Source organism: Novosphingobium album (ex Hu et al. 2023) (assembly GCF_022832385.1).
In the GTDB taxonomy this organism is placed as follows: Bacteria; Pseudomonadota; Alphaproteobacteria; order Sphingomonadales; family Sphingomonadaceae; genus Novosphingobium; species Novosphingobium album.
The window spans coordinates 139,128-157,279 of the sequence record NZ_JALHLE010000005.1 but is presented as its reverse complement, the minus strand read 5'-3'; the positions used below and the strand labels follow the sequence as shown (position 1 = coordinate 157,279).

General features: G+C 64.7%; 17 protein-coding genes and 1 pseudogene. 8 read left to right on the top strand and 10 right to left on the bottom strand.

All coding sequences use genetic code 11. The features are described 5' to 3' along the window. The first annotated feature begins 43 nt into the window (after positions 1-43). From MTR64_RS04710 to MTR64_RS04700, 3 genes are read left to right on the top strand one after another with little or no spacing between them, the layout of a single operon-like run. Entirely contained in the window at positions 44-1,222 is a 1,179-nt protein-coding gene (locus tag MTR64_RS04710) for a hypothetical protein (RefSeq protein WP_243991248.1), read from the top strand. A 50-nt stretch (positions 1,223-1,272) separates the two neighbouring features. Continuing rightward, positions 1,273-2,223, top strand: a complete 951-nt coding sequence (locus MTR64_RS04705; protein ID WP_243991247.1) for a hypothetical protein — start codon at positions 1,273-1,275, stop codon at positions 2,221-2,223. Next, complete coding sequence (locus MTR64_RS04700) at positions 2,223-3,614, top strand: sensor histidine kinase (protein ID WP_243991698.1); 1,392 nt, start codon at positions 2,223-2,225, stop codon at positions 3,612-3,614. Before MTR64_RS04705 ends, MTR64_RS04700 begins: the two co-directional genes overlap by 1 nt. Here MTR64_RS04700 and MTR64_RS04695 read toward each other — a convergent pair. After that, complete coding sequence (locus tag MTR64_RS04695) at positions 3,611-3,820, bottom strand: hypothetical protein (RefSeq protein ID WP_243991246.1); 210 nt, start codon at positions 3,818-3,820, stop codon at positions 3,611-3,613. The two genes, MTR64_RS04700 and MTR64_RS04695, sit on opposite strands and share 4 nt — an antisense overlap. A 457-nt stretch (positions 3,821-4,277) precedes the next feature. On the opposite strand from MTR64_RS04695, the gene MTR64_RS04690 reads away from it, so the two are divergent. The 3 genes from MTR64_RS04690 (at position 4,278) to MTR64_RS04680 (ending at position 7,383) form a co-directional block, all read left to right on the top strand. Then, the gene (locus tag MTR64_RS04690) at positions 4,278-6,392 is read left to right on the top strand and encodes a transglycosylase domain-containing protein (RefSeq protein ID WP_243991245.1); all 2,115 of its coding nucleotides are present in this window, start codon (positions 4,278-4,280) and stop codon (positions 6,390-6,392) included. Positions 6,393-6,487: 95 nt separating this feature from the next. Further along, a complete protein-coding gene (locus MTR64_RS04685) occupies positions 6,488-6,805 on the top strand; it encodes an SHOCT domain-containing protein (protein ID WP_243991244.1) in 318 nt (105 codons plus the stop codon). A 23-nt stretch (positions 6,806-6,828) separates the two neighbouring features. Continuing rightward, positions 6,829-7,383 (top strand): c-type cytochrome, encoded by a 555-nt coding sequence (locus MTR64_RS04680; protein ID WP_243991243.1) that lies wholly within the window; start codon positions 6,829-6,831, stop codon positions 7,381-7,383. An 82-nt stretch (positions 7,384-7,465) separates the two neighbouring features. Here MTR64_RS04680 and MTR64_RS04675 read toward each other — a convergent pair whose 3' ends face one another. Both MTR64_RS04675 and gltX read right to left on the bottom strand, forming a co-directional pair. Continuing rightward, the gene (locus tag MTR64_RS04675) at positions 7,466-8,749 is read right to left on the bottom strand and encodes a citrate synthase (protein WP_243991242.1); all 1,284 of its coding nucleotides are present in this window, start codon (positions 8,747-8,749) and stop codon (positions 7,466-7,468) included. Between the two features lie 12 nt (positions 8,750-8,761). After that, positions 8,762-10,204, bottom strand: a complete 1,443-nt coding sequence (gltX, locus tag MTR64_RS04670; RefSeq protein WP_243991241.1) for a glutamate--tRNA ligase — start codon at positions 10,202-10,204, stop codon at positions 8,762-8,764. Between gltX and MTR64_RS21450 the strand changes: the two are divergent. Beyond that, positions 10,118-10,900 (top strand): annotated as a pseudogene (locus tag MTR64_RS21450) (DUF4131 domain-containing protein); the annotation flags it as partial. The gene gltX and the pseudogene MTR64_RS21450 overlap by 87 nt on opposite strands. Positions 10,901-11,050: 150 nt before the next feature. Then, a complete protein-coding gene (locus MTR64_RS21445; RefSeq protein ID WP_243991696.1) occupies positions 11,051-12,427 on the top strand; it encodes a ComEC/Rec2 family competence protein in 1,377 nt (458 codons plus the stop codon). Positions 12,428-12,451: 24 nt separating this feature from the next. On the opposite strand, the gene lexA is transcribed toward MTR64_RS21445, so the two are convergent. From lexA to MTR64_RS04625, 7 genes are all read right to left on the bottom strand, one after another. Continuing rightward, entirely contained in the window at positions 12,452-13,138 is a 687-nt protein-coding gene (gene lexA / locus MTR64_RS04655; RefSeq protein ID WP_243991240.1) for a transcriptional repressor LexA, read from the bottom strand. 98 nt (positions 13,139-13,236) lie between these two features. Continuing rightward, complete coding sequence (locus MTR64_RS04650; protein WP_243991239.1) at positions 13,237-14,457, bottom strand: molybdopterin molybdotransferase MoeA; 1,221 nt, start codon at positions 14,455-14,457, stop codon at positions 13,237-13,239. Further along, complete coding sequence (moaC, locus tag MTR64_RS04645; RefSeq protein ID WP_243991238.1) at positions 14,457-14,930, bottom strand: cyclic pyranopterin monophosphate synthase MoaC; 474 nt, start codon at positions 14,928-14,930, stop codon at positions 14,457-14,459. Before moaC ends, MTR64_RS04650 begins: the two co-directional genes overlap by 1 nt. 1 nt (position 14,931) lies before the next feature. Beyond that, positions 14,932-15,720 (bottom strand): indole-3-glycerol phosphate synthase TrpC, encoded by a 789-nt coding sequence (gene trpC / locus MTR64_RS04640; RefSeq protein WP_243991237.1) that lies wholly within the window; start codon positions 15,718-15,720, stop codon positions 14,932-14,934. Between the two features lie 130 nt (positions 15,721-15,850). Further along, positions 15,851-16,819 carry an anthranilate phosphoribosyltransferase gene (gene trpD / locus MTR64_RS04635; RefSeq protein WP_243991236.1) on the bottom strand — a complete coding sequence of 323 codons (969 nt, stop codon included), beginning with the start codon at positions 16,817-16,819 and terminating at the stop codon, positions 15,851-15,853. 10 nt (positions 16,820-16,829) lie between these two features. After that, entirely contained in the window at positions 16,830-17,426 is a 597-nt protein-coding gene (locus MTR64_RS04630) for an anthranilate synthase component II (RefSeq protein WP_243991235.1), read from the bottom strand. Continuing rightward, positions 17,423-18,085 carry a phosphodiester glycosidase family protein gene (locus tag MTR64_RS04625; protein ID WP_419144913.1) on the bottom strand — a complete coding sequence of 221 codons (663 nt, stop codon included), beginning with the start codon at positions 18,083-18,085 and terminating at the stop codon, positions 17,423-17,425. Before MTR64_RS04625 ends, MTR64_RS04630 begins: the two co-directional genes overlap by 4 nt. Positions 18,086-18,152: the final 67 nt, after the last annotated feature.

The window sequence follows — 18,152 nt, the reverse complement described above, 5'->3', positions numbered from 1 at the left end:
TTGACGGGGCTGGAGAAACGACTTGCGGATAGCATTGCTGGCGATGACGGAGCCTGCGGGCGCGGGACAGCCGTCCCCCCGCGCGTTCCTTCGTGTCGCCGGGGCGACTCTGGCTCGACATCAGTTGGGACTGGTGCTGGCGCTTGATTGCCAGCGCGTGATCTGCATGGCGCGGGGGACCTCACCGGATATCATCGCGCTGCAGCACGCGGCCGAGGATGCCGGGCTGCAGTTCGCCATCGTGATCGGCCCGCGCCAGCTTGCAGGGCAAGTGACGGCAGCCGATGAACTGATTGTCGTGAGCGAGGGGCTGTTCGTGGAGCCTGCCGTCGCAGCACCTCTGCTGGACGACCGCAAGCCGGCCGTGCTGGTGCAGCCCGTCGAGGGAGCGCTGGCCGCCGGGTTCGAGCGGATCGACATAAACCGGGCGAGTGCCGGGCTGATGCGGATTCCCGGCCAGCTTGCAGAACGCCTGCACGAACTGCCTGCCGATTGCGACGTCCCGTCTGCGCTGACCCGGATCGCGCTGCAATCGGGCGTGCAGATGCGCGAGGTGCCCACGGCCGCGCGCGCCGGGACCGACTGGCGCATGGTTCGCACCGAAAGCGAGGCTATCGCGCTGGAGAACGAATGGCTGCGCGTGCGTTTCGCCGATGGTCCGACTTCGCCCGGTCGCACGATGGCCCGGCTGGGCGTGGTCAGTTTTGGTTCCTCGATGCTCCATGCGGGCAATGCCAGCAATGCCTTGTCCGCGGGTGTGGTGGTGCTGCTCGCCATCGCCAGCGTGCTGGGTTGGTTCGCGCTGGTCCCGGCCGGGTTCCTGTTCGCCGCGCTGGCCTGGGTGCTGGCGGAAGCGAGCCGCTTGCTGCGGGCGGCAGAACGGCAGGCGCTCGGATTGCTGCCTCCGGCAATTCCTCGCGCCGATGTGCTGGTGTGGGTGATCGATACGGTATTCGGGGTGCTGATTCTGGCTGATACACCGCGCTTTCCCGGGCAACTCCTGCTCTCCTGGCTGTCGGTTCCGGCGGTGCTGATGATGCTTCTGGGGCTCATTCCCAGAGTGGTGAAACGGACGGCGTCGCGATGGATCGGCGACAGGCTGCTGCTCGGAGTGGTGTTGGGTGCGGCCTCGGCAGCCGGCCAGCTTTTGCCCGGCGTGCAGGTAGTCTCGCTGGGCCTGATCGCGGCGGGGCTGCTTCTGGCCGGACGTCAGCACGACTAAGCGTTTGCAGCCTAACCGGGATTTAACCAAACGTGGGGTACACGGAAGGGATGATCGACAAGACTGTCCATCCGGCAAGCGGTGAAAACGTCGAGGCCGTGCTGCGCGATGAACTCGCGCGGGGCGATGCCATGGCCGAAACCGTGCTGCCGATCCTGCGCCATTTGGTCGCGGCGGAGGACAGTTCCGTATTCAGCGACGAAATCCTCGCACGCGTCCGTGGCATGATGGCGGATATTGCTGGCGGTCTGCTCGGCGCCCTGAGCGAGGGCAGGCATGAGGAGCATATCGCAGCAGACGTGGAGCAACTCGCCAGTGCCCTTACGGACAATCCCGCGTTGCTTACGCACGTCCATGCCCTGGCGCTGGAATGGCACCTGACCGAACGGATGCAGACGCGTCTCACGATCGATCCGGTCGTGTCACCGTTGCTTCAGGCGCTCGTCGCATCGTCGGATCCGGCGGTGCAGGGGCTCGCCATGACGTTTCTGGCCGCGCAGGCGCGCTGGTGTCAGGCGCAGCGGCGCATGATGCTGCCCTTGCGCGAACTGCCCGGTGACCTGTTTCACACTGCCTTGCTGACCATGCGGGCACAGGCCTTTCGCACTCCGGACATGACGGACCGGGCGGTGCAGGCGGAAGCGGCCCTTCGCCAGACCTATGACGAAGGCGCGAGCCGTATGGGGCTGGCCGCCCGTCTGATGATGGGGCTGGGCAATGAAGCGCAGGCTGCATTGTCGGTGGCTGATGGCGGGGTGGCGCTGTTCCTGACCGCACTCTCGCTCCGATCAGGGCAGGCCCGCGATGACGTGGTGCTGTCCACGCACAAGGCGCAAATCGCGCGTCTTGCTCTGGCACTGCGTGCGGCGGGGCTCGAGCCGTCCGCTGTCGAGGGACAGTTTATGGCGCTTCATCCGGATGTGACGCTGCCGCCCGGTTTCGACCGTATCGGCGCCGATTTCGCGGCCTCGCTGCTCGCTTCGGGACGATATTCGCGATGATGGTAGAGGACGGCACCATTCTCGCCCGCGCGGAAAGCGATGCCAGTGATCGGCTGCTGTGCGCGGACGAGCCGCTGTCGGGGCTGCAGTTGCGCTGCGGCGGAGAACTGCCCGGTACCATTGCGATTCCCGAACTGCTTGAACTGGTCCGCAAGGCCCGGCGCTATGGCTTCCGCGTGGCGCGGGCGGTCTGCGCGCACGATGGTCTGGAAACCGTAACCGCCTGGGTCGAAGTCGAGCCGCTTGGCCATGGCGAGGGCTGCCTCATCCGCGTGCGCAGCTGGCATGCCGCACCGGCGCCGGTCGAGGACAGCGCGACGGCCGAAGGGCGGCGCATGGTGACGGCGCGTCATCTGGCCGAGCTGTCCGCGCAGCTCGACGCCGGACAGCGGGTGCTGGCCGTTGTTTCCGACAGTCCGGAACTGGCCGAAGTGGTAGCCGTCATGGAAGCCGGCATCGGTCAGCCGTGGACCGACTTCCTACCGCTGGAGGACTTTTCGCACCAGCAGCCGTTGCACTGGCGCCTGCTGGACGGTGCGCGGGTCAGCGTGCCCGGTGCCGAACGGCCCTGGCGCGCAACGCTTATTCCCTACATGCAGCCGGGTTTCGAACCTGCCGGTTTCGAACTGCTGCTGCTGTCCGACGAGACAGCAGGCGAGGGCGCCGTGGCACCGTCCCTACCGCCGGTGCCGCTCGTTCCCGCGCGGCGCAGTCTGGTCGGGCAGGACATCGCACCCGTGCTCAAGCAGCCGATCTCGCGCATCATCGCCAATGCCGAGACGATCCGGACGCGGCTCGCCGGACCGCTGCCTGAAGCCTATTCGGAATATGCCGGCGAGATCGCAAGCGCAGGCAAGCTGCTGCTGGAACTGCTCGAAGACATGGCCGACCTCGAGGTGGTCGAATCCGAAGGGTTCAGCACGGCTCCCGACCGCATCGACCTGTCCGAGGTCGCGCGGCAGGCTGCCGGAATCCTCAATGTGCGGGCGCGCGAGAAGAACATCGTCATCGAGCCGCCGCACCATTCCGACCAGCTGCGCGCCATTGCCGAATTCCGCCGCGTGCTGCAGGTGTTGCTGAACCTCATCGGCAATGCGATCCGCTATTCGCCCGAGCACTCGCATATCTGGATCAGGCTCGAGGAGATGGGCGGCCTGGCCCGGGTGATCGTGGCCGATCAGGGGCCGGGGCTGTCCGAGGAGCAGCAAGGCAAGGTTTTCGAAAAATACGAGCGTCTTGGCCGCAGCGGCGACGGGGGTACCGGGCTCGGTCTCTACATCTCGCGCAGCCTTGCCCGGGCCATGGGCGGCGAACTGACCGTCGAGAGTGCGCCGGGGCAAGGTGCCCGTTTCATGCTGGACGTGCCGTCCGACCCGGAAGTCTTGCCCTAGCGGTTGCCGTTCCTGCGCACCACGAGCCACAGCAGGATGCAACCTACAGCCGTCAGAACAGCGCCTCGGGTCGCCCAGGTGCGGTCCGACAGCATGAAGCTTTCCGCAGGCCACATCAGCACGCCTGTGCCCTGACAGACCCAGAGCAGTCCCATGGCCACGGCGAGAACGCCGAAGACGAAGGCAATGATCCTCAAAAACATCATGGTTGTGTCGCGTCCCGTCCGGCAGGCTCCGAAGGTGCGGGCCGGATGCGGCAAGATTGTGGCCACCTGCGGCAGAATGTCCAGCGCTTACGTTCCGGTTCAAGAAAGGTTCGTTCCGGCAAGATCCGATGCTAGGGTCAGGACCCATTATTCACGCCATCGAGGTTTGAGGCAAAATGGCTCAGCGCAAGGAGAGAAGGCAAAGGAATATGTCAATATTTCAAGACTTCTCGACGCGGCGGTGGGCCATTTTGGTCAAATCCCTGCGGGACGCCCGGACGGCTTCCATCTCGAACCAAATCGCCCTGGGAAAGGCAACCAGCCTTCCCGGCGGACAATTTGGCCCGATATGTTCGCCATTCGGGCGCCTCGATGGCGTGAATAATGGGTCCTGACCCTAAGTATGCGCAGCATGAAAAGTATTTGGGCATGAAAAGCATTTGGCCTCGCGTTGACAATGGATGACCTCCGCAGCCTTCCTACCCCGGAAACCGATGGGGAGGATTTCTCGCTATCGCATGACGAGATTGCACCGGACTTCGAAGATCAGCCGACTCGGGGGCATCCGCGGGGATGGTTCGCCGTGCGCATCCTCGCCGTGCTGCTGCTTGTCTTTTTCCTGATTGTCGGATGGCTGGCGGTCACCGCGCCGCTGTCGAAATCGTTGCAACCGGTCTCGCCGCCGCAAATCACGCTGCTCGCGGCGGATGGTACGCCGATCGCACGTAATGGCGCGATCGTCGAAGCACCGGTGGAGATCGCGAAGCTTCCCGAGCACGTGCCGCAGGCATTCCTCGCGATCGAGGACCGGCGATTCTACAGCCACTGGGGCATCGATCCGCGAGGCATGGCACGGGCCTTGTGGACCAACATGACCACCGGCCGCACGCAGGGCGGAAGCACGATCACGCAGCAGCTGGCCAAGTTCACTTTCCTTTCGGCGGACCGCACGCTCGGCCGCAAGGCGCGCGAGATGCTCATCGCATTCTGGCTGGAAGCCTGGCTGACCAAGGACGAGATCCTGCAGCGCTATCTCTCGAATGCCTATTTCGGTGACAATACCTACGGTCTTCGCGCCGCCTCGCTGCATTATTTCCACCGCCAGCCTGAAAAGCTTTCTCTGGCTCAAAGCGCGATGCTGGCTGGCCTGATGAAAGCCCCGTCCAGTCTTGCGCCGAGCAAGCACTACGACCGTGCGGAACAACGCATGCGCGTGGTGCTGCACGCGATGGTCGAGGCAGGGTATCTGACCGCGCAACAGGCTGCTGCCGTGCGGGCGCCGCGTCTCGATGTGCGCAACCGGGCGGATCTGCCCACCGGGACCTACTTTGCCGACTGGGCACTGTCGCAGGCGCGCGCGCTCGATGCGGACAGCTACGCGAAGATGACCTACACGACGACACTCGATGCTCGTCTGCAGGCCGCCGCGTACCGGGCGGTCGCCCATGCCGGCCTGGGGAAGGCGCAAGTCGCGTTGGTGGCGATGCATCCCAATGGGGAAGTTGTCGCCATGGTGGGGGGCAAGGACTACGCCGCTTCCCCGTTCAACCGGGCGACGCAGGCGCAGCGCCAACCCGGCTCGACCTTCAAGCTCTTTGTCTATCTCGCGGCGCTGCGCGAAGGCATGAAGCCTGCCGACACGATCGAGAACACGCCGTTCACCACCGGCAGTTACCGGCCCGAAAATTCCGGTGGGAACTATTCGCCCGCGATCACGCTGGAAGACGCCTTCGCGTACTCCAGCAATGTCGCGGCCGTGCGATTGCTGAGCAAGGTCGGCGACACCGCAGTACTCGACTTGGCGCGTTCGCTTGGCGTAACCTCGCCGCTGCCGAAGGGCGATCCCAGCATGGCGCTGGGCACGGCGACGATGAACCTGATGGAACTGACGGCGGCATATGCGGGCGTTGCGGGAAACCGTTTTCCGGTCAAGCCGACCGCCTTTCCCGCGGAGCGGGAAGGGTGGTTCGACGGTCTGCTGGGGCGCAAGCACAGCTTGTCCACGAGAGTCCACGCCGACATTCAGAAGCTGCTGCGCGCCACGGTCAACCGGGGCACCGGCCGTGCGGCCATTCTGCAGGCGCCGAACTACGGCAAGACCGGGACGAGCCAGGAAAATCGCGACGCCCTGTTCGTCGGCTATGCAGGCAATCTGGTGGTCGGCGTGTGGGTCGGCAACGACGACAATTCGCCGCTGAAAGGCGTGCACGGCGGTGGCATCCCGGCGCGGATCTGGGCCGACTTCATGAAGGCGGCGCTGGGCGAACGGCCAGAGCCCAGGCCAAGCCCCGATTCCGGCGGACCGGTACAGCCGCTTGACTTGCCCGATCTCGGCGAGATTCCGCTGGGCGAAATTGGCAATGTCCGGTTCGAGAACGGGCAGGCGGTAATTAGCGGCCAGATCGACGGCAAGCCGATCGACCTGCGCATCGACAATGGCGGGCTCAGGATAAACGGTGACCAGATCGTCAACGAACTCGGAAAGGCCTCACGCGATGTCCAGCGTGCACTCGAGCAGGCCCCCGGAGCAGCGCACACGGCAGACGAAAGTGTACCCGGTGCCGGGCAATAGGTGAGGACAAGGGGTTCCGGCACCGTCATACCTTGCGGACGCCAGTTGCGCCAAAGGTGAGCTGACGCCTCAAGGATAGCAGCAAGGAGAGTCCGATGCCGACATTCGCGGGGCTTGACCGATTGCCTGCACATCTGCGCGCCCAGCAAGGCTATGGCTGGCATATGCATGACGGTGGTTACATGATGGGCGGTTATTGGGGCGCTGGTGTGCTCATCCATGCCGTGCTCTGGCTTCTGTTGACCGCCGCTGGCATCCTGATCGCGCTCTGCCTGGTGCGATGCATCGGCGCCGGACGGGGCAAGGATGATGGCCGTCGATCAGCCCTTGATCAGCTCGATGAACGCTATGCGCGAGGCGAGATCGACCGCGAGGAATACTTGCAGCGCAAGAAGGACATAATGGAGCGCTGATGCCGTTTTGACAGGAGACTGGCATGAGGATTTCAATGGTTGGCATTGCTTGCGCCGGTGCGCTCGCAGCCGCGGGCATGGCCTATGCAGAACAGGCGCACCTGACATCTCGCGGATATGACCACACGAATCTCCGTCTCATGCAGATGGGCATGGGAATGGGGCCAATGGGTATGGGGCCGGGGCAGCAGGGCCCTGAGCCCATGCCACGGCATCGCGCGGCGATGATGAAAGGTATTCCCGAACCTTACCGCTCCATGACAAATCCCTTGCCGGAAACGCAGGAGACACTGCAAAGCGGGGCCAGGGTCTATGCCGGGAACTGTGCCAACTGCCATGGGCCACGGGGCGAGGGCAACGGACCGGCTGCCGAAAGCCTGACGCCGCGGCCGGGCAACCTGGCATGGCTCGCGGACAGGCCGATGGGCCAGTGGGATCCGTTCATCTACTGGACAGTGGCCGAAGGCGGCGCCCAATTCGGTTCAGCGATGCCGGCCTTCAAGGACAGCCTTTCCTCGAAACAGATCTGGGCTGTCACAGCCTATGTCCAGGCGCATTTTCCGGACGCTGCAAAATAGGCAGGCAAAGTCCTGCTGCAAAAGAAAAAGCCCCCGCTTTCGCGAGGGCTTCTCTTTGTGAATGGCTGCCTTCCGGCCGCTATCAGCGATTGGCGAGCGGCACGTAGTCGCGCTGCGTCGGGCCGGTGTAGAGCTGGCGCGGACGGCCGATCTTCTGGCCGGGGTCCGAAATCATTTCGTTCCACTGCGCAACCCAGCCCACGGTGCGGGCAAGGGCGAAAAGCACGGTGAACATCGTGGTCGGGAAGCCGATCGCGTTGAGGATGATGCCTGAGTAGAAGTCGACGTTCGGGAACAGCTTCTTCTCGATGAAGTACGGATCGCTCAGCGCGATCTCCTCGAGGCGCAGCGCGGTCTCGAACAGTGGATCGTCAACCTTGAGCGCTTCGAACACTTCGCGGACGGTGGTCTGCATGACCGTCGCGCGCGGGTCGTAGTTCTTGTAGACGCGGTGGCCGAAGCCCATCAGGCGGAACGGATCGTTCTTGTCCTTGGCGCGCTCGATGTAGTGCGGGATCTTGTCGGGCGTGCCGATTTCCTTGAGCATGTTGAGCGCGGCTTCGTTCGCGCCGCCATGCGCCGGGCCCCACAGGCAGGCGATGCCCGCCGCGATGCACGCGAAGGGGTTGGCGCCCGACGAACCGGCGAGACGCACGGTCGAGGTCGACGCATTCTGCTCGTGGTCGGCGTGGAGAATGAAGATGCGGTCCATCGCCTTTTCGACGGCGGGGATCACTTCATATTCTTCCGCGGGCACACCGAAGGTCATGCGCAGGAAGTTGCCGGTGTATGACAGCTTGTTGTCCGGATAGAGGAACGGCTGGCCGACCGAATACTTGTAGGCCATTGCCGCGATCGTCGGCATCTTGGCAATCAGGCGGTGGCTGGCGATCTTGCGCTGCACCGGATCGGCGATGTCGGTTGAATCGTGGTAGAACGCCGAGAGGGCGCCGACCACGCCGCACATGATCGCCATCGGGTGCGCGTCGCGGCGGAAACCCTGGTAGAACTGGCGCAGCTGTTCGTGCACCATGGTGTGGCGGCTGATGGTGAACTCGAAGTTCTCCAACTCGTCCTTGGTCGGCAGTTCACCATTCAGCAGCAGGTAGCTGACTTCCATGAACGACGAGCTTTCGGCGAGCTGGCCGATGGGATAGCCGCGGTGCAGCAGGACGCCTTCGTCACCGTCGATATAGGTCAATGCGCTTTCGCAGCTCGCGGTCGACGTGAAGCCGGGATCGAACGTGAACATCCCCGTCTGGCCGTAAAGCTTGCGGATATCGACAACATCCGGTCCCACACTGCCCTTCAGGACAGGATAGTCGTATTCAGCGCCGCCTGCGCCCAGCTTGACCTGATCACCCACCAGTTCTTCTCCTTATGCTTGCGACCCGGCCGGAACGTCCGCCTGCGCGCCAATGCGCGCGAGGCTCTCTTCCCGGCCGAGCAATACCAAAACGTCAAAAATCCCCGGCGAGGTCGTCTGACCCGTCAGGGCTGCCCGCAACGGCTGCGCGAGCTTGCCGAGTCCCAGTCCCAGTTCCTCGGCCATTGCCTTCAGGCTGCCTTCCAGGCCTTCCAGTGTCCAGCCGGACACGGCGGAGAGGCGCTCATGAACTGCGGCAAGGCGCCCCCGCGCCTCACCTGTCAGGAGCCCTTGCGCCTTCTCGGTCATTTCGAGGGGGCGCTTGGCGAAAAGGAAGGCGGCGCCTTCTGCAAGATCGTTGAGGTCCTTGGCGCGGACCTTGAGCACGGGCATCGCGCGGGTCAGCAGATCGGCGTCCGCATCGCACGCGAGGCGGGGCTGGATCAGGCCGGCCAGCCGCGCATCGTCGGCCTCGCGCAGGTAATGTCCGTTCAGATTCTGGAGCTTGGCGAGATCAAAGCGCGACGGGGATTTGCCCACATGCGCGATATCAAACCAATCGACTGCCTGCTCGCGGGCGATGATTTCCTCGTCGCCATGGCCCCAGCCAAGACGCAGGAGATAGTTGAACAGGGCCTCTGGCAGCACGCCCAGCTCGTCGCGGTAGGCATCGACGCCCAGCGCGCCGTGGCGCTTGGACAGCTTGGCGCCGTCCGCGCCGTGGATCAGCGGAACGTGGGCGTATTCGGGAATGTCCCAGCCCATGCCCTTGATGATCACCAGCTGGCGGAACGCGTTGTTCAGGTGATCGTCGCCGCGGATCACATGGGTTACGCCCATGTCGTTGTCATCGACCACGACGGCGAGCATGTAGGTTGGCGTGCCGTCGCTGCGCAGGATCACGAAATCGTCGATCTCGGCATTCTGGACCGTGACGGTGCCCTGCACGAGATCCTCGATCACGGTTTCGCCTTCACGCGGGGCCTTCATGCGCACCACGTAGGGCTGGCCTTCTGGCCAGGCCGACGGTTCCGCATCGCGCCATTCGCTCTCGATTCGGAACGGGCGGCGTTCTTCCTGTGCCTTCTGGCGGCGCTCGGCGAGTTCTTCCGGCGTCAGGTAACAGCGGTAGGCATGGCCGTGGCGCAGCAGCTCAGCAGCCACTTCCGCATGGCGGTTCGAGCGGGCGAACTGGAATACCGGCGGTTCGTCGCCATCGAGGCCGAGCCATGACAGGCCGTCAAAGATCGCGTCGATCGCTTCTACAGTAGAGCGCACGCGGTCGGTATCCTCGACGCGAAGCAGATACTTGCCGCCGTGGTGGCGGGCATAGAGCCAGTTGAACAGCGCGGTGCGGGCGCCGCCGATATGCAGGAAGCCGGTGGGCGAGGGGGCAAAGCGCGTTACGACGGGCTTCTTGCCTGCCGGTCCGCCCGATGCACTACCGCTTGCCATTACCTGTACCTTCCTGTCCTATATCGGGCCATGGCGAGCCAGGCCGCATTGTCTGAAAATCCGCAGCCGGAAGCCGTCCGAAGCGCTGCACTGCAACATCGGCCATGGAACAGCAAGCGCCTCTTGTCGAGGGGTTTGGCCGCATTTGAAAGATTTCTTTCGGCCGCCGGGTTCGACCGCGGGCCATGGCTCGCGGTCGCATTCGGCGCGGGAATCGCGGCGTGGTTTGCGCTGCCATCGCCTGCTTGGTGGATTGCGTGGTCTGCTGCATGGCTTGTCCTGGGTGGGACAGTTGCTGTCTACCGATGGTCAAATGGCCGTTATCATCATGTTTTTATGGTATTTGTTACCGTATTTCCGCTCTTGGCCGGCGGGTGCCTGACAGCCTGGACACGATCGGTGGTGGTCGGACAGGCGCCAATTGCCCGTCCAGTTTTCGGCACCTTTACCGGCCGGGTGCTCCATCGCGAGGAGCAACCGGCGCAAAGGCGGGACAGGCTGACCGTTGCCATGCGAGAACCCGGCAATGTGCGCGCGATCAAGGTGCGGGTGAATGTCCCACGGGACGGCGCTGTTTCGGGGGCCCCGGCCAGACCGAATGTTGGGAATGTCATCCAATTCAAGGCTCGATTGATGCCGCCCGCCCCGCCGATGCTGCCGGGGAGCTATAATTTTGCGCGGACGGCTTGGTTTTCCGGGCTTTCCGGGACGGGGACCATGCTTGGTACGCCCAAAGTCATCGTGTCGGGCCGGAGTGATGCCCACTTGAGCGGGGTGAGAAGCCGGCTTGCACGTCACGTCCGCGACCGACTCGCGGGCGGGGAAGCCGGAATCGCGGCGGCTCTGGTGACAGGGGATCGCGGCGGCATTGAAAAAGACGATGCGCAGGCCATGCGCGATGCAGGGCTGGCGCACTTGCTTTCGATCAGCGGGTTGCATGTCAGTGCGGTGATTGGCGCAGTTTACATGCTGGTAGTGCGTTTGCTCGCACTTTTTCCCTGGCTGGCCCTGCGCGTGCGCCTGCCGGTTCTGGCCGCGGGTGCAGGCGCGCTGGCGGGAATCGCCTATACATTGCTTACTGGCGCTGAGGTGCCGACCGTGCGCTCTTGCATCGGGGCCTTGCTCGTGCTGACGGCACTCGCGCTGGGGCGCGAACCGCTATCGCTGCGGATGCTGGCTGTCGCGGCGTTCTGCGTGCTTCTGCTCTGGCCCGAGTCGATCGTGGGCCCGAGCTTCCAGATGAGTTTCGGGGCAGTTCTGGCTATCGTTGCTCTCGGGACGGCGGAACCTGTACGGCGGTTCCTTGCCCCACGCGATGAAGGGTTCGCCCCACGCGCCTTGCGCTATCTGGCCATGGTACTGCTGACGGGAGCAGTGATCGAACTCGCGCTCATGCCGATCGGGCTCTATCACTTCCATCGTGCCGGGATTTACGGGGCACTGGCCAATGTCGTGGCGATCCCGCTCACGACCTTTGTGGTCATGCCGCTCATCGGGCTGGCGCTGGCACTGGACCTTGCCGGAGCGGGTACGCCCGTATGGTGGCTTGCGGGGCACGCGATCGAATTGCTGATCGGTATGGCACACAAGATTGCCGCGCAGCCCGGAGCGGTTTCAATGATGCCGGCCATGGGAACCCGCGCCTTCCTGCTCTTCGTTTCCGGCGGGTTATGGCTCGGTCTGTGGAGCGGGCGAGTGCGCCTGTTGGGGCTTGTCCCGTCCGTTGCGGGGGCACTGATCCTGGCAACCATGGCGCCGCCGGACGTGCTCGTCACCGGCGATGGGCGTCACGTCGGTCTCGTGGACGAGGGTGGCGAACGGCTGTTCGTTCTTCGCGACGACCGCAGCGACTATGTGCGCGACAATCTTCTGGAACTTGCCGGGATGGCGGGTGATCCGGTTCCCATCGAACGCTGGCCGGAAGTCCGGTGCAACCGCGATTTCTGTTCGGTGCCGGTTCGCCGGGCGGACCGGACCTGGCACCTGCTCATGACGCGCGGGCATGACAGCGTGCCGGAACGCATGCTCGCGGCAGCCTGCGACAAGGCCGATATCGTGATCGCCGACCGCTGGCTGCCCCGCAGTTGCAGGCCTTCATGGATCAAGGCTGACCGGTCGCTGCTGAGCCGCACCGGCGGCCTCGCCATCGATCTTACATCAGGCAAAGTTACAACTGTCGCGGAGGGGCAGGGCCGGCACGGATGGTGGCGGCCTGCCTGGTAGTAACCGGGAAGCGCTGAACCCGGATCAGTGATAGCGGCGCAGCAGTCCTGCCAGCTTGCCCTGAACTTCGATTTCGTCAGGCCCGTAGATCTGCGGCTCATAGGCGGCATTGGCCGGATCAAGCCGTACCATGCCGCCTTCACGGTGCAGGTACTTGAGCGTGGCTTCCTCGCCGCGCACCAGCGCGACCACGATTTCGCCGTCGCGGGCGGTATTGGTGCGCTTCACCAGTGCGAAGTCGCCATCGAGAATACCGGCATCGACCATCGAGTCGCCCGAGACTTCCAGCGCGTAGTGTTCGCCCGAGCCGAGCAGGGCGGCAGGCACCGGCAGCATCGACTGGCCTTCCAGTGCCTCGATCGGAACGCCGGCGGCGATGCGGCCGTGCAGGGGAATTTCGACGACGTCGTTCGCGGGCTGCGGCGCAGCGCGCGGGGCCGGCGCTTCATTGCTGTTGGCAGGCGCGGGTCGCGGCGCGGCGGGCTTGGTTGTCGCATCCTCGGGCTGACGCAGGACTTCGAGCGCGCGAGCGCGATTGGGCAGGCGGCGGATGAAGCCGCGCTCTTCCAGCGCGGAAATGAGACGGTGCACGCCGGACTTCGATTTGAGGTCCAGCGCTTCCTTCATTTCCTCGAAGCTCGGAGAGATGCCGCTTTCCTCAAGCCGGGTCTGGATGAACCGGAGCAATTCGTGCTGTTTGCGCGTCAACATAGTCGCTGCCTCTTGCTTGCCGTCCGACGGAAATGTTCCGCCTGAAATGTTCTAATTGCGAACATTGAGGGAACAATTAAGCAACGAAATTCGTAACGTCAAGCAATACCGCCATTTTGGAGCAGGAACACGCGCACGTCGTCTCCCTCCTTGCCTTCCGGTGCAAAGGCCTCGCGGTCGATCATGACATTGCTGGCCGCCAATGCGGAAAGGGCGCCGCTATCCTGAAGGATGTGCGGCACGACGTTCTGCCCGTTCCACACGCCGCGCACGAATTCCCGTCGTCCGCCGTTCGCACGGATGGGCGCGCCCAGCTTGGTGACGATCTGCATGGGCAGCGCGTAGCGCGCACCGAGCATCCGGCGCAGCAGCGGCAGCATGAAGTGATAGGCAGTGACGAAGCTGGAGACCGGATTGCCGGGCAGACCGATAACGATCTGCGGACCCAGCGGGCGGTCGCGCCGGGCGACGAGGATCGGCTTGCCCGGCTTGATCGCGACGCGCCAGAAATCGAGCGACGCGCCCCAGGCCTCCAGCGCCGGACGGACCAGATCGTGCTCGCCGACAGAGGCACCGCCGCTGGTGACGATGACGTCCGCATGGCTCGCACCTTCGAATGCGCCGACTATCGCATCGAGAGTGTCGGCGACCGGCCCGCTGCGCCAGGCATCGACCGGCAGCTTGCGCGCCATGGCCAGCAGCATCGCGCCATTGCTGGCAGGGATCTGGTGGGGTTCGCATGCTTCGGGATCGGCGGCGAGTTCGTCACCGCTGTCGATCACCGCTACGCGTGGCATGCGGCAGACGGGCAGGTGCTTGTGGCCGGCGGCAATCGCCAGAGCCGCGTCCGCGGGACCGATCAGCGATCCGGCGGCGATCACTTCGCTGCCCTGCATGAAGTCCAGCCCGCAGCGGCGGATGTGCTTGTGCGATGGGACCGGGGCATCGCCGGTCAGTTCTATCCGGTGATCGGTCCGCGCGAGGTCTTCCTGGAGGATGACGGCGCCTGCGCCAGCCGGAAGCAGGGCGCCTGTCGAGACCTGCACGGCCTGCCCGGCGCCGACTTCACCGGCAAAGGGGTGCCCGGCCGCACTTTCTCCCACGATTTCCCAAGGGCCGGCCATGTCCTTTCCGGTCACGGCGTAGCCGTCCATGGCGGAGAGATCGGCGGCAGGCTGGGTGCGGCGTGCCAGAAGCGGTTCGGCGAGATAACGGCCGACTGCACCTTCGATGTCGACATGCTCGACAGGCAGCGGGCTGGCGAGGGCAAGCAGGTGCTTTTGCGCCTCTTCCAGAGGCATCGGCGGAACCTTGGCCATCAGTCGGCCTTCCAGTGCCCGGACTTGCCGCCGCGCTTTTCGATCAGGCGGATTTCGCCAATGACCATGCCCTTGTCCAGTGCCTTGGCCATGTCGTAGATGGTGACGAGCGCCATCGACACGGCGGTGATCGCTTCCATCTCGACGCCGGTCTTGCCGGTTAGCGAGGCGGTGGCAGTGGCGCGGATCGCGGCTTCCTCGAATGCGAAGTCCACGTTCACCGCGTCGATCGCAAGCGGGTGGCACATCGGGATGAGATCGCCGGTCTTCTTGGCGGCCATGATCCCGGCGATACGCGCGGTGCCCAGCACATCGCCCTTGGGTGCATTGCCGGCGCGAATGGCAGCAAGCGCGTCGGCGGTCATGGTGATCCGGCCTGACGCTACCGCCAGCCGCTGCGTTTCAGTCTTGGCGCCGACGTCGACCATGCGGGCGGTGCCCTCGGCGTCGATGTGGGTGAGAGACTTGCCCATGTCAGCCCTCCAGCAAGGCGCGCGTGGCCGCTTCGACATCGCTCTGGCGCATCAGGCTTTCGCCGACGAGGAAGGTGCGCGCACCGCATTGAGAGAGACGCTGCAGGTCCGCGTGCGCGTTGATGCCGCTTTCGGCTACTAGCAGGGTGCCTTCGGGCGCCAGCGGAGCAAGGCGTTCGGTCGTGCCGATGTCGGTGACGAAGGTCTTCAGGTTACGGTTGTTCACGCCGATCAGACGCGATGTCAGGCGCGCGGCGCGCTCCATCTCGGCTTCGTTGTGGACTTCGACGAGGCAGTCCATCCCGCGTTCGTGCGCGGCGGCCTCGATTTCCGCCATCAGCGTATCGTCGAGCGCAGCGACGATGATCAGGATGGCATCGGCCCCGATCGCGCGGGCCTCGGCGACCTGCCAGGGATCGACCATGAAGTCCTTGCGGATCACCGGCAGCGAAACCGCTTCGCGCGCTTCCATGAGGTAGTCCTCGTGCCCCTGGAAATAGGGAGCATCGGTCAGCACCGACAGGCACGCTGCACCGCCGCGTTCATAGGCCTTGGCATGTTCGGCGGGGCGGAAGTCCGGGCGGATCAGGCCCTTGGACGGACTGGCCTTCTTGATCTCGGCGATCAGCGCGAAGTGATCGGCGGCCTTGCGGCGCAAGGCTGCCTCGAAGCCGCGCGGCGCGCTCTGGTGCACGGCGTGGGCATCGAGCGTACTGATCGAGGCAACGGCCTTGCGTTCCTCGACTTCGTCGCGCTTGGTTTCACAGATTTCGGTGAGCTTGTCGGACATGCCTGCGCCTTATGCGCGAGTGCGCCCCAAGTCGAGAGTTGTCCTTCGACAAGCTCAGGATGACCGGGTTGGGGCCAGGCAGCTTATCCTATCACCGCTCACCCTGAGCTTGTCGAAGGGTGTCCGATCTTCAGGCCTTGGTCGCGTCGATCCAGCAATTGAGCAGGGCGTTGGCGAGGCCCTTGTCAATGGCCTCGGCAGCTTCCTCGACGCCTGCGCTCCACGAGGGTGCCTCTCCGGCCACGATGAGCGCCGCCGCGGCATTGAGCAGCACCGCGTCGCGATAGGCTCCGGTTTCGCCTTGCAGCAGGCGCCGCAGAGCAGCAGCGTTATAGGCCGCATCACCGCCCTTGATGGCATCGAGCGGGTGGCGGGAGAGGCCAGCTTCTTCGGGAGTGATCGAAGTGGAGATGCCTTCAATGCCAAGCGCCGCAATGCGGCTCGGTCCGGCGATGGACAGTTCGTCCAGACCTTCTTCGCCGGAAACGATCATCGCCCGCTCCATGCCCAGCAGTTCCATGGCGTCGCGGTAGAGCGGCAGCAGGTCCGGATGCGACACGCCGACGAGCTGGCGGGTTACGCCCGCCGGGTTGGCGAGCGGGCCCAGCAGGTTGAAGATCGTGCGGCGGCCCAAGGCCTTGCGGATCGGGGCGATGCGGCCCAGCGCGGGATGGTGCTTCTGGGCGAAGAAGAAGGCGATGCCCATGTCCGCCAGCGTTTCCGCTGCCCGTTCGCTAGCCATGGCAAGATCTAGCCCCAACGCTTCCAGCGTGTCGGCACCGCCGGCAAGGCTGGAAGCGGCCCGGTTGCCGTGCTTGGCGACAGGCACGCCGCAGGCAGCCACGACAATGGCCACGGCCGTCGAGACATTGAGGCTGTGCTGGCCGTCGCCGCCCGTTCCGCAGACGTCGATCGCGGCGGAAAGGCCGGGGGCTTTGACCATGCGCGCGCGCATGGCCTTTGCCGCACCTGCGACTTCCTCCGCGGTTTCGCCCCGATCCGCAATTTCGACGAGGGTCGCGCGGATGGCCTCGTCCGACATGCCGCCATCGAGCATCCGGCCGAACAGGTCTTCGGCTTCTGCCATCGAAGCGCTCATGCCAGCCGTCTCATGCCGAAAGGCGTTGCGGCAGCTTTGCGTCGATGCCGCACAGCTTCAGGAAGTTTGCCAGCATGGCGTGGCCGTGCTCTGTGGCGATGCTTTCCGGGTGGAACTGCACGCCGTGGATCGGCAGGCTCTGGTGGCGGAAGCCCATGACGTGGCCGTCGTCCGAGCGCGCGTTGACCACCAGCGCCTCGGGAATGTCCTCGACGATCAGCGAGTGATAGCGGGTGGCGATGAAAGGCGAGGGGATGCCCTCGAACACGCCGGTGTTGTCATGCGTGACCGGGCTGGTCTTGCCGTGCATCAGCCCGCCGCGAACGACCTTGCCGCCGAAATACTGCCCGATCGACTGGTGGCCAAGGCACACGCCGAGCAGCGGCATTCCGGCATCGGCCGCCGCGCCCACGAGGTCGAGGCTGATCCCGGCTTCGTTCGGCGTGCAGGGGCCGGGCGAGATCAGGAAACCCTGTGCACCGCTGGAAATGGCCTGCCCGGCGGACATGGCATCGTTGCGCACGACTTCGACTTCGGCGCCCAGTTCCATCAAATAGTGGACCAGGTTCCAGGTGAAGCTGTCGTAATTGTCGATGACGAGGATCATGAGCCGCCTTTCGCCGGTTTCTCGACAACGATCAAGGGGCCGAGCGGCGGCCCGCCATCGACGCGGCCATGCTCGGGGTCCCACAGTGAGGACACGCTGCCGTCGAGGAACAGCGCATTGGGGCAGTGAAGCGTGTCGCGGAAGTACCGCGCGAGCTTGCCGAACGAGACCGGCTCGTCCGAGATCACGAAGTGCGCGAGGCCCTGCTTGTCCACGCCGACGCCGTTGCGCAGCTTGAGCGAAGTGCCGTCGGGCTGGATCTTCGGGTGCAGCTTGCCATCGATCACCAGCATCGGGCCGGACTGAGTGCCGAAGTCCGGGCGATTTGTGACCCTGGCGGCGAACTGGTCGCTGGCCGTGACGGCCCAAAGTCCGGCCGCCTTTCCGTAGAACACGCCGTTGGGCAGGACGTGGAAATTGCCCGGCCCCTCATTGGTGTTGAGTTTCATCAGCCGCTCGCCGTCCTCGACGTAGTAGCCGATCGGCTGCCCGGCATCGTCGAACATGCCGCCGTTCATTGCGAAAGCGACGGCATGGGCCTTGTCGGGCCGGTTCACCGCCAGCTGCGACAGACTGCGGTAGGGCGCGCCATCTTTTGGACCGAGCACCGTGTGGATGGTGTTGCGCCCCGGCACGGCAGTGCAATGGGTGAAGGCCACGCCTTCGAACGTGGCGCTTTCGCAAGGCGAAGGGGGCGATGCTTCGGCCTCCTGCTTTTCGCCGGAT

Coding starts and splice junctions, on each gene's coding strand:
- MTR64_RS04685 (WP_243991244.1), top strand. CDS start 6,488: ATGCCGACATTCGCGGGGCTTGACCGATTGCCTGCACATCTGCGCGCC.
- trpD (WP_243991236.1), bottom strand. CDS start 16,819: ATGAGCGCTTCGATGGCAGAAGCCGAAGACCTGTTCGGCCGGATGCTC.
- lexA (WP_243991240.1), bottom strand. CDS start 13,138: ATGTTGACGCGCAAACAGCACGAATTGCTCCGGTTCATCCAGACCCGG.
- gltX (WP_243991241.1), bottom strand. CDS start 10,204: ATGGCAAGCGGTAGTGCATCGGGCGGACCGGCAGGCAAGAAGCCCGTC.
- MTR64_RS04700 (WP_243991698.1), top strand. CDS start 2,223: ATGGTAGAGGACGGCACCATTCTCGCCCGCGCGGAAAGCGATGCCAGT.
- moaC (WP_243991238.1), bottom strand. CDS start 14,930: ATGGGCAAGTCTCTCACCCACATCGACGCCGAGGGCACCGCCCGCATG.
- trpC (WP_243991237.1), bottom strand. CDS start 15,720: ATGTCCGACAAGCTCACCGAAATCTGTGAAACCAAGCGCGACGAAGTC.
- MTR64_RS04630 (WP_243991235.1), bottom strand. CDS start 17,426: ATGATCCTCGTCATCGACAATTACGACAGCTTCACCTGGAACCTGGTC.
- MTR64_RS04650 (WP_243991239.1), bottom strand. CDS start 14,457: ATGGCCAAGGTTCCGCCGATGCCTCTGGAAGAGGCGCAAAAGCACCTG.
- MTR64_RS04680 (WP_243991243.1), top strand. CDS start 6,829: ATGAGGATTTCAATGGTTGGCATTGCTTGCGCCGGTGCGCTCGCAGCC.
- MTR64_RS04690 (WP_243991245.1), top strand. CDS start 4,278: ATGGATGACCTCCGCAGCCTTCCTACCCCGGAAACCGATGGGGAGGAT.
- MTR64_RS04705 (WP_243991247.1), top strand. CDS start 1,273: ATGATCGACAAGACTGTCCATCCGGCAAGCGGTGAAAACGTCGAGGCC.
- MTR64_RS04695 (WP_243991246.1), bottom strand. CDS start 3,820: ATGATGTTTTTGAGGATCATTGCCTTCGTCTTCGGCGTTCTCGCCGTG.
- MTR64_RS04710 (WP_243991248.1), top strand. CDS start 44: ATGACGGAGCCTGCGGGCGCGGGACAGCCGTCCCCCCGCGCGTTCCTT.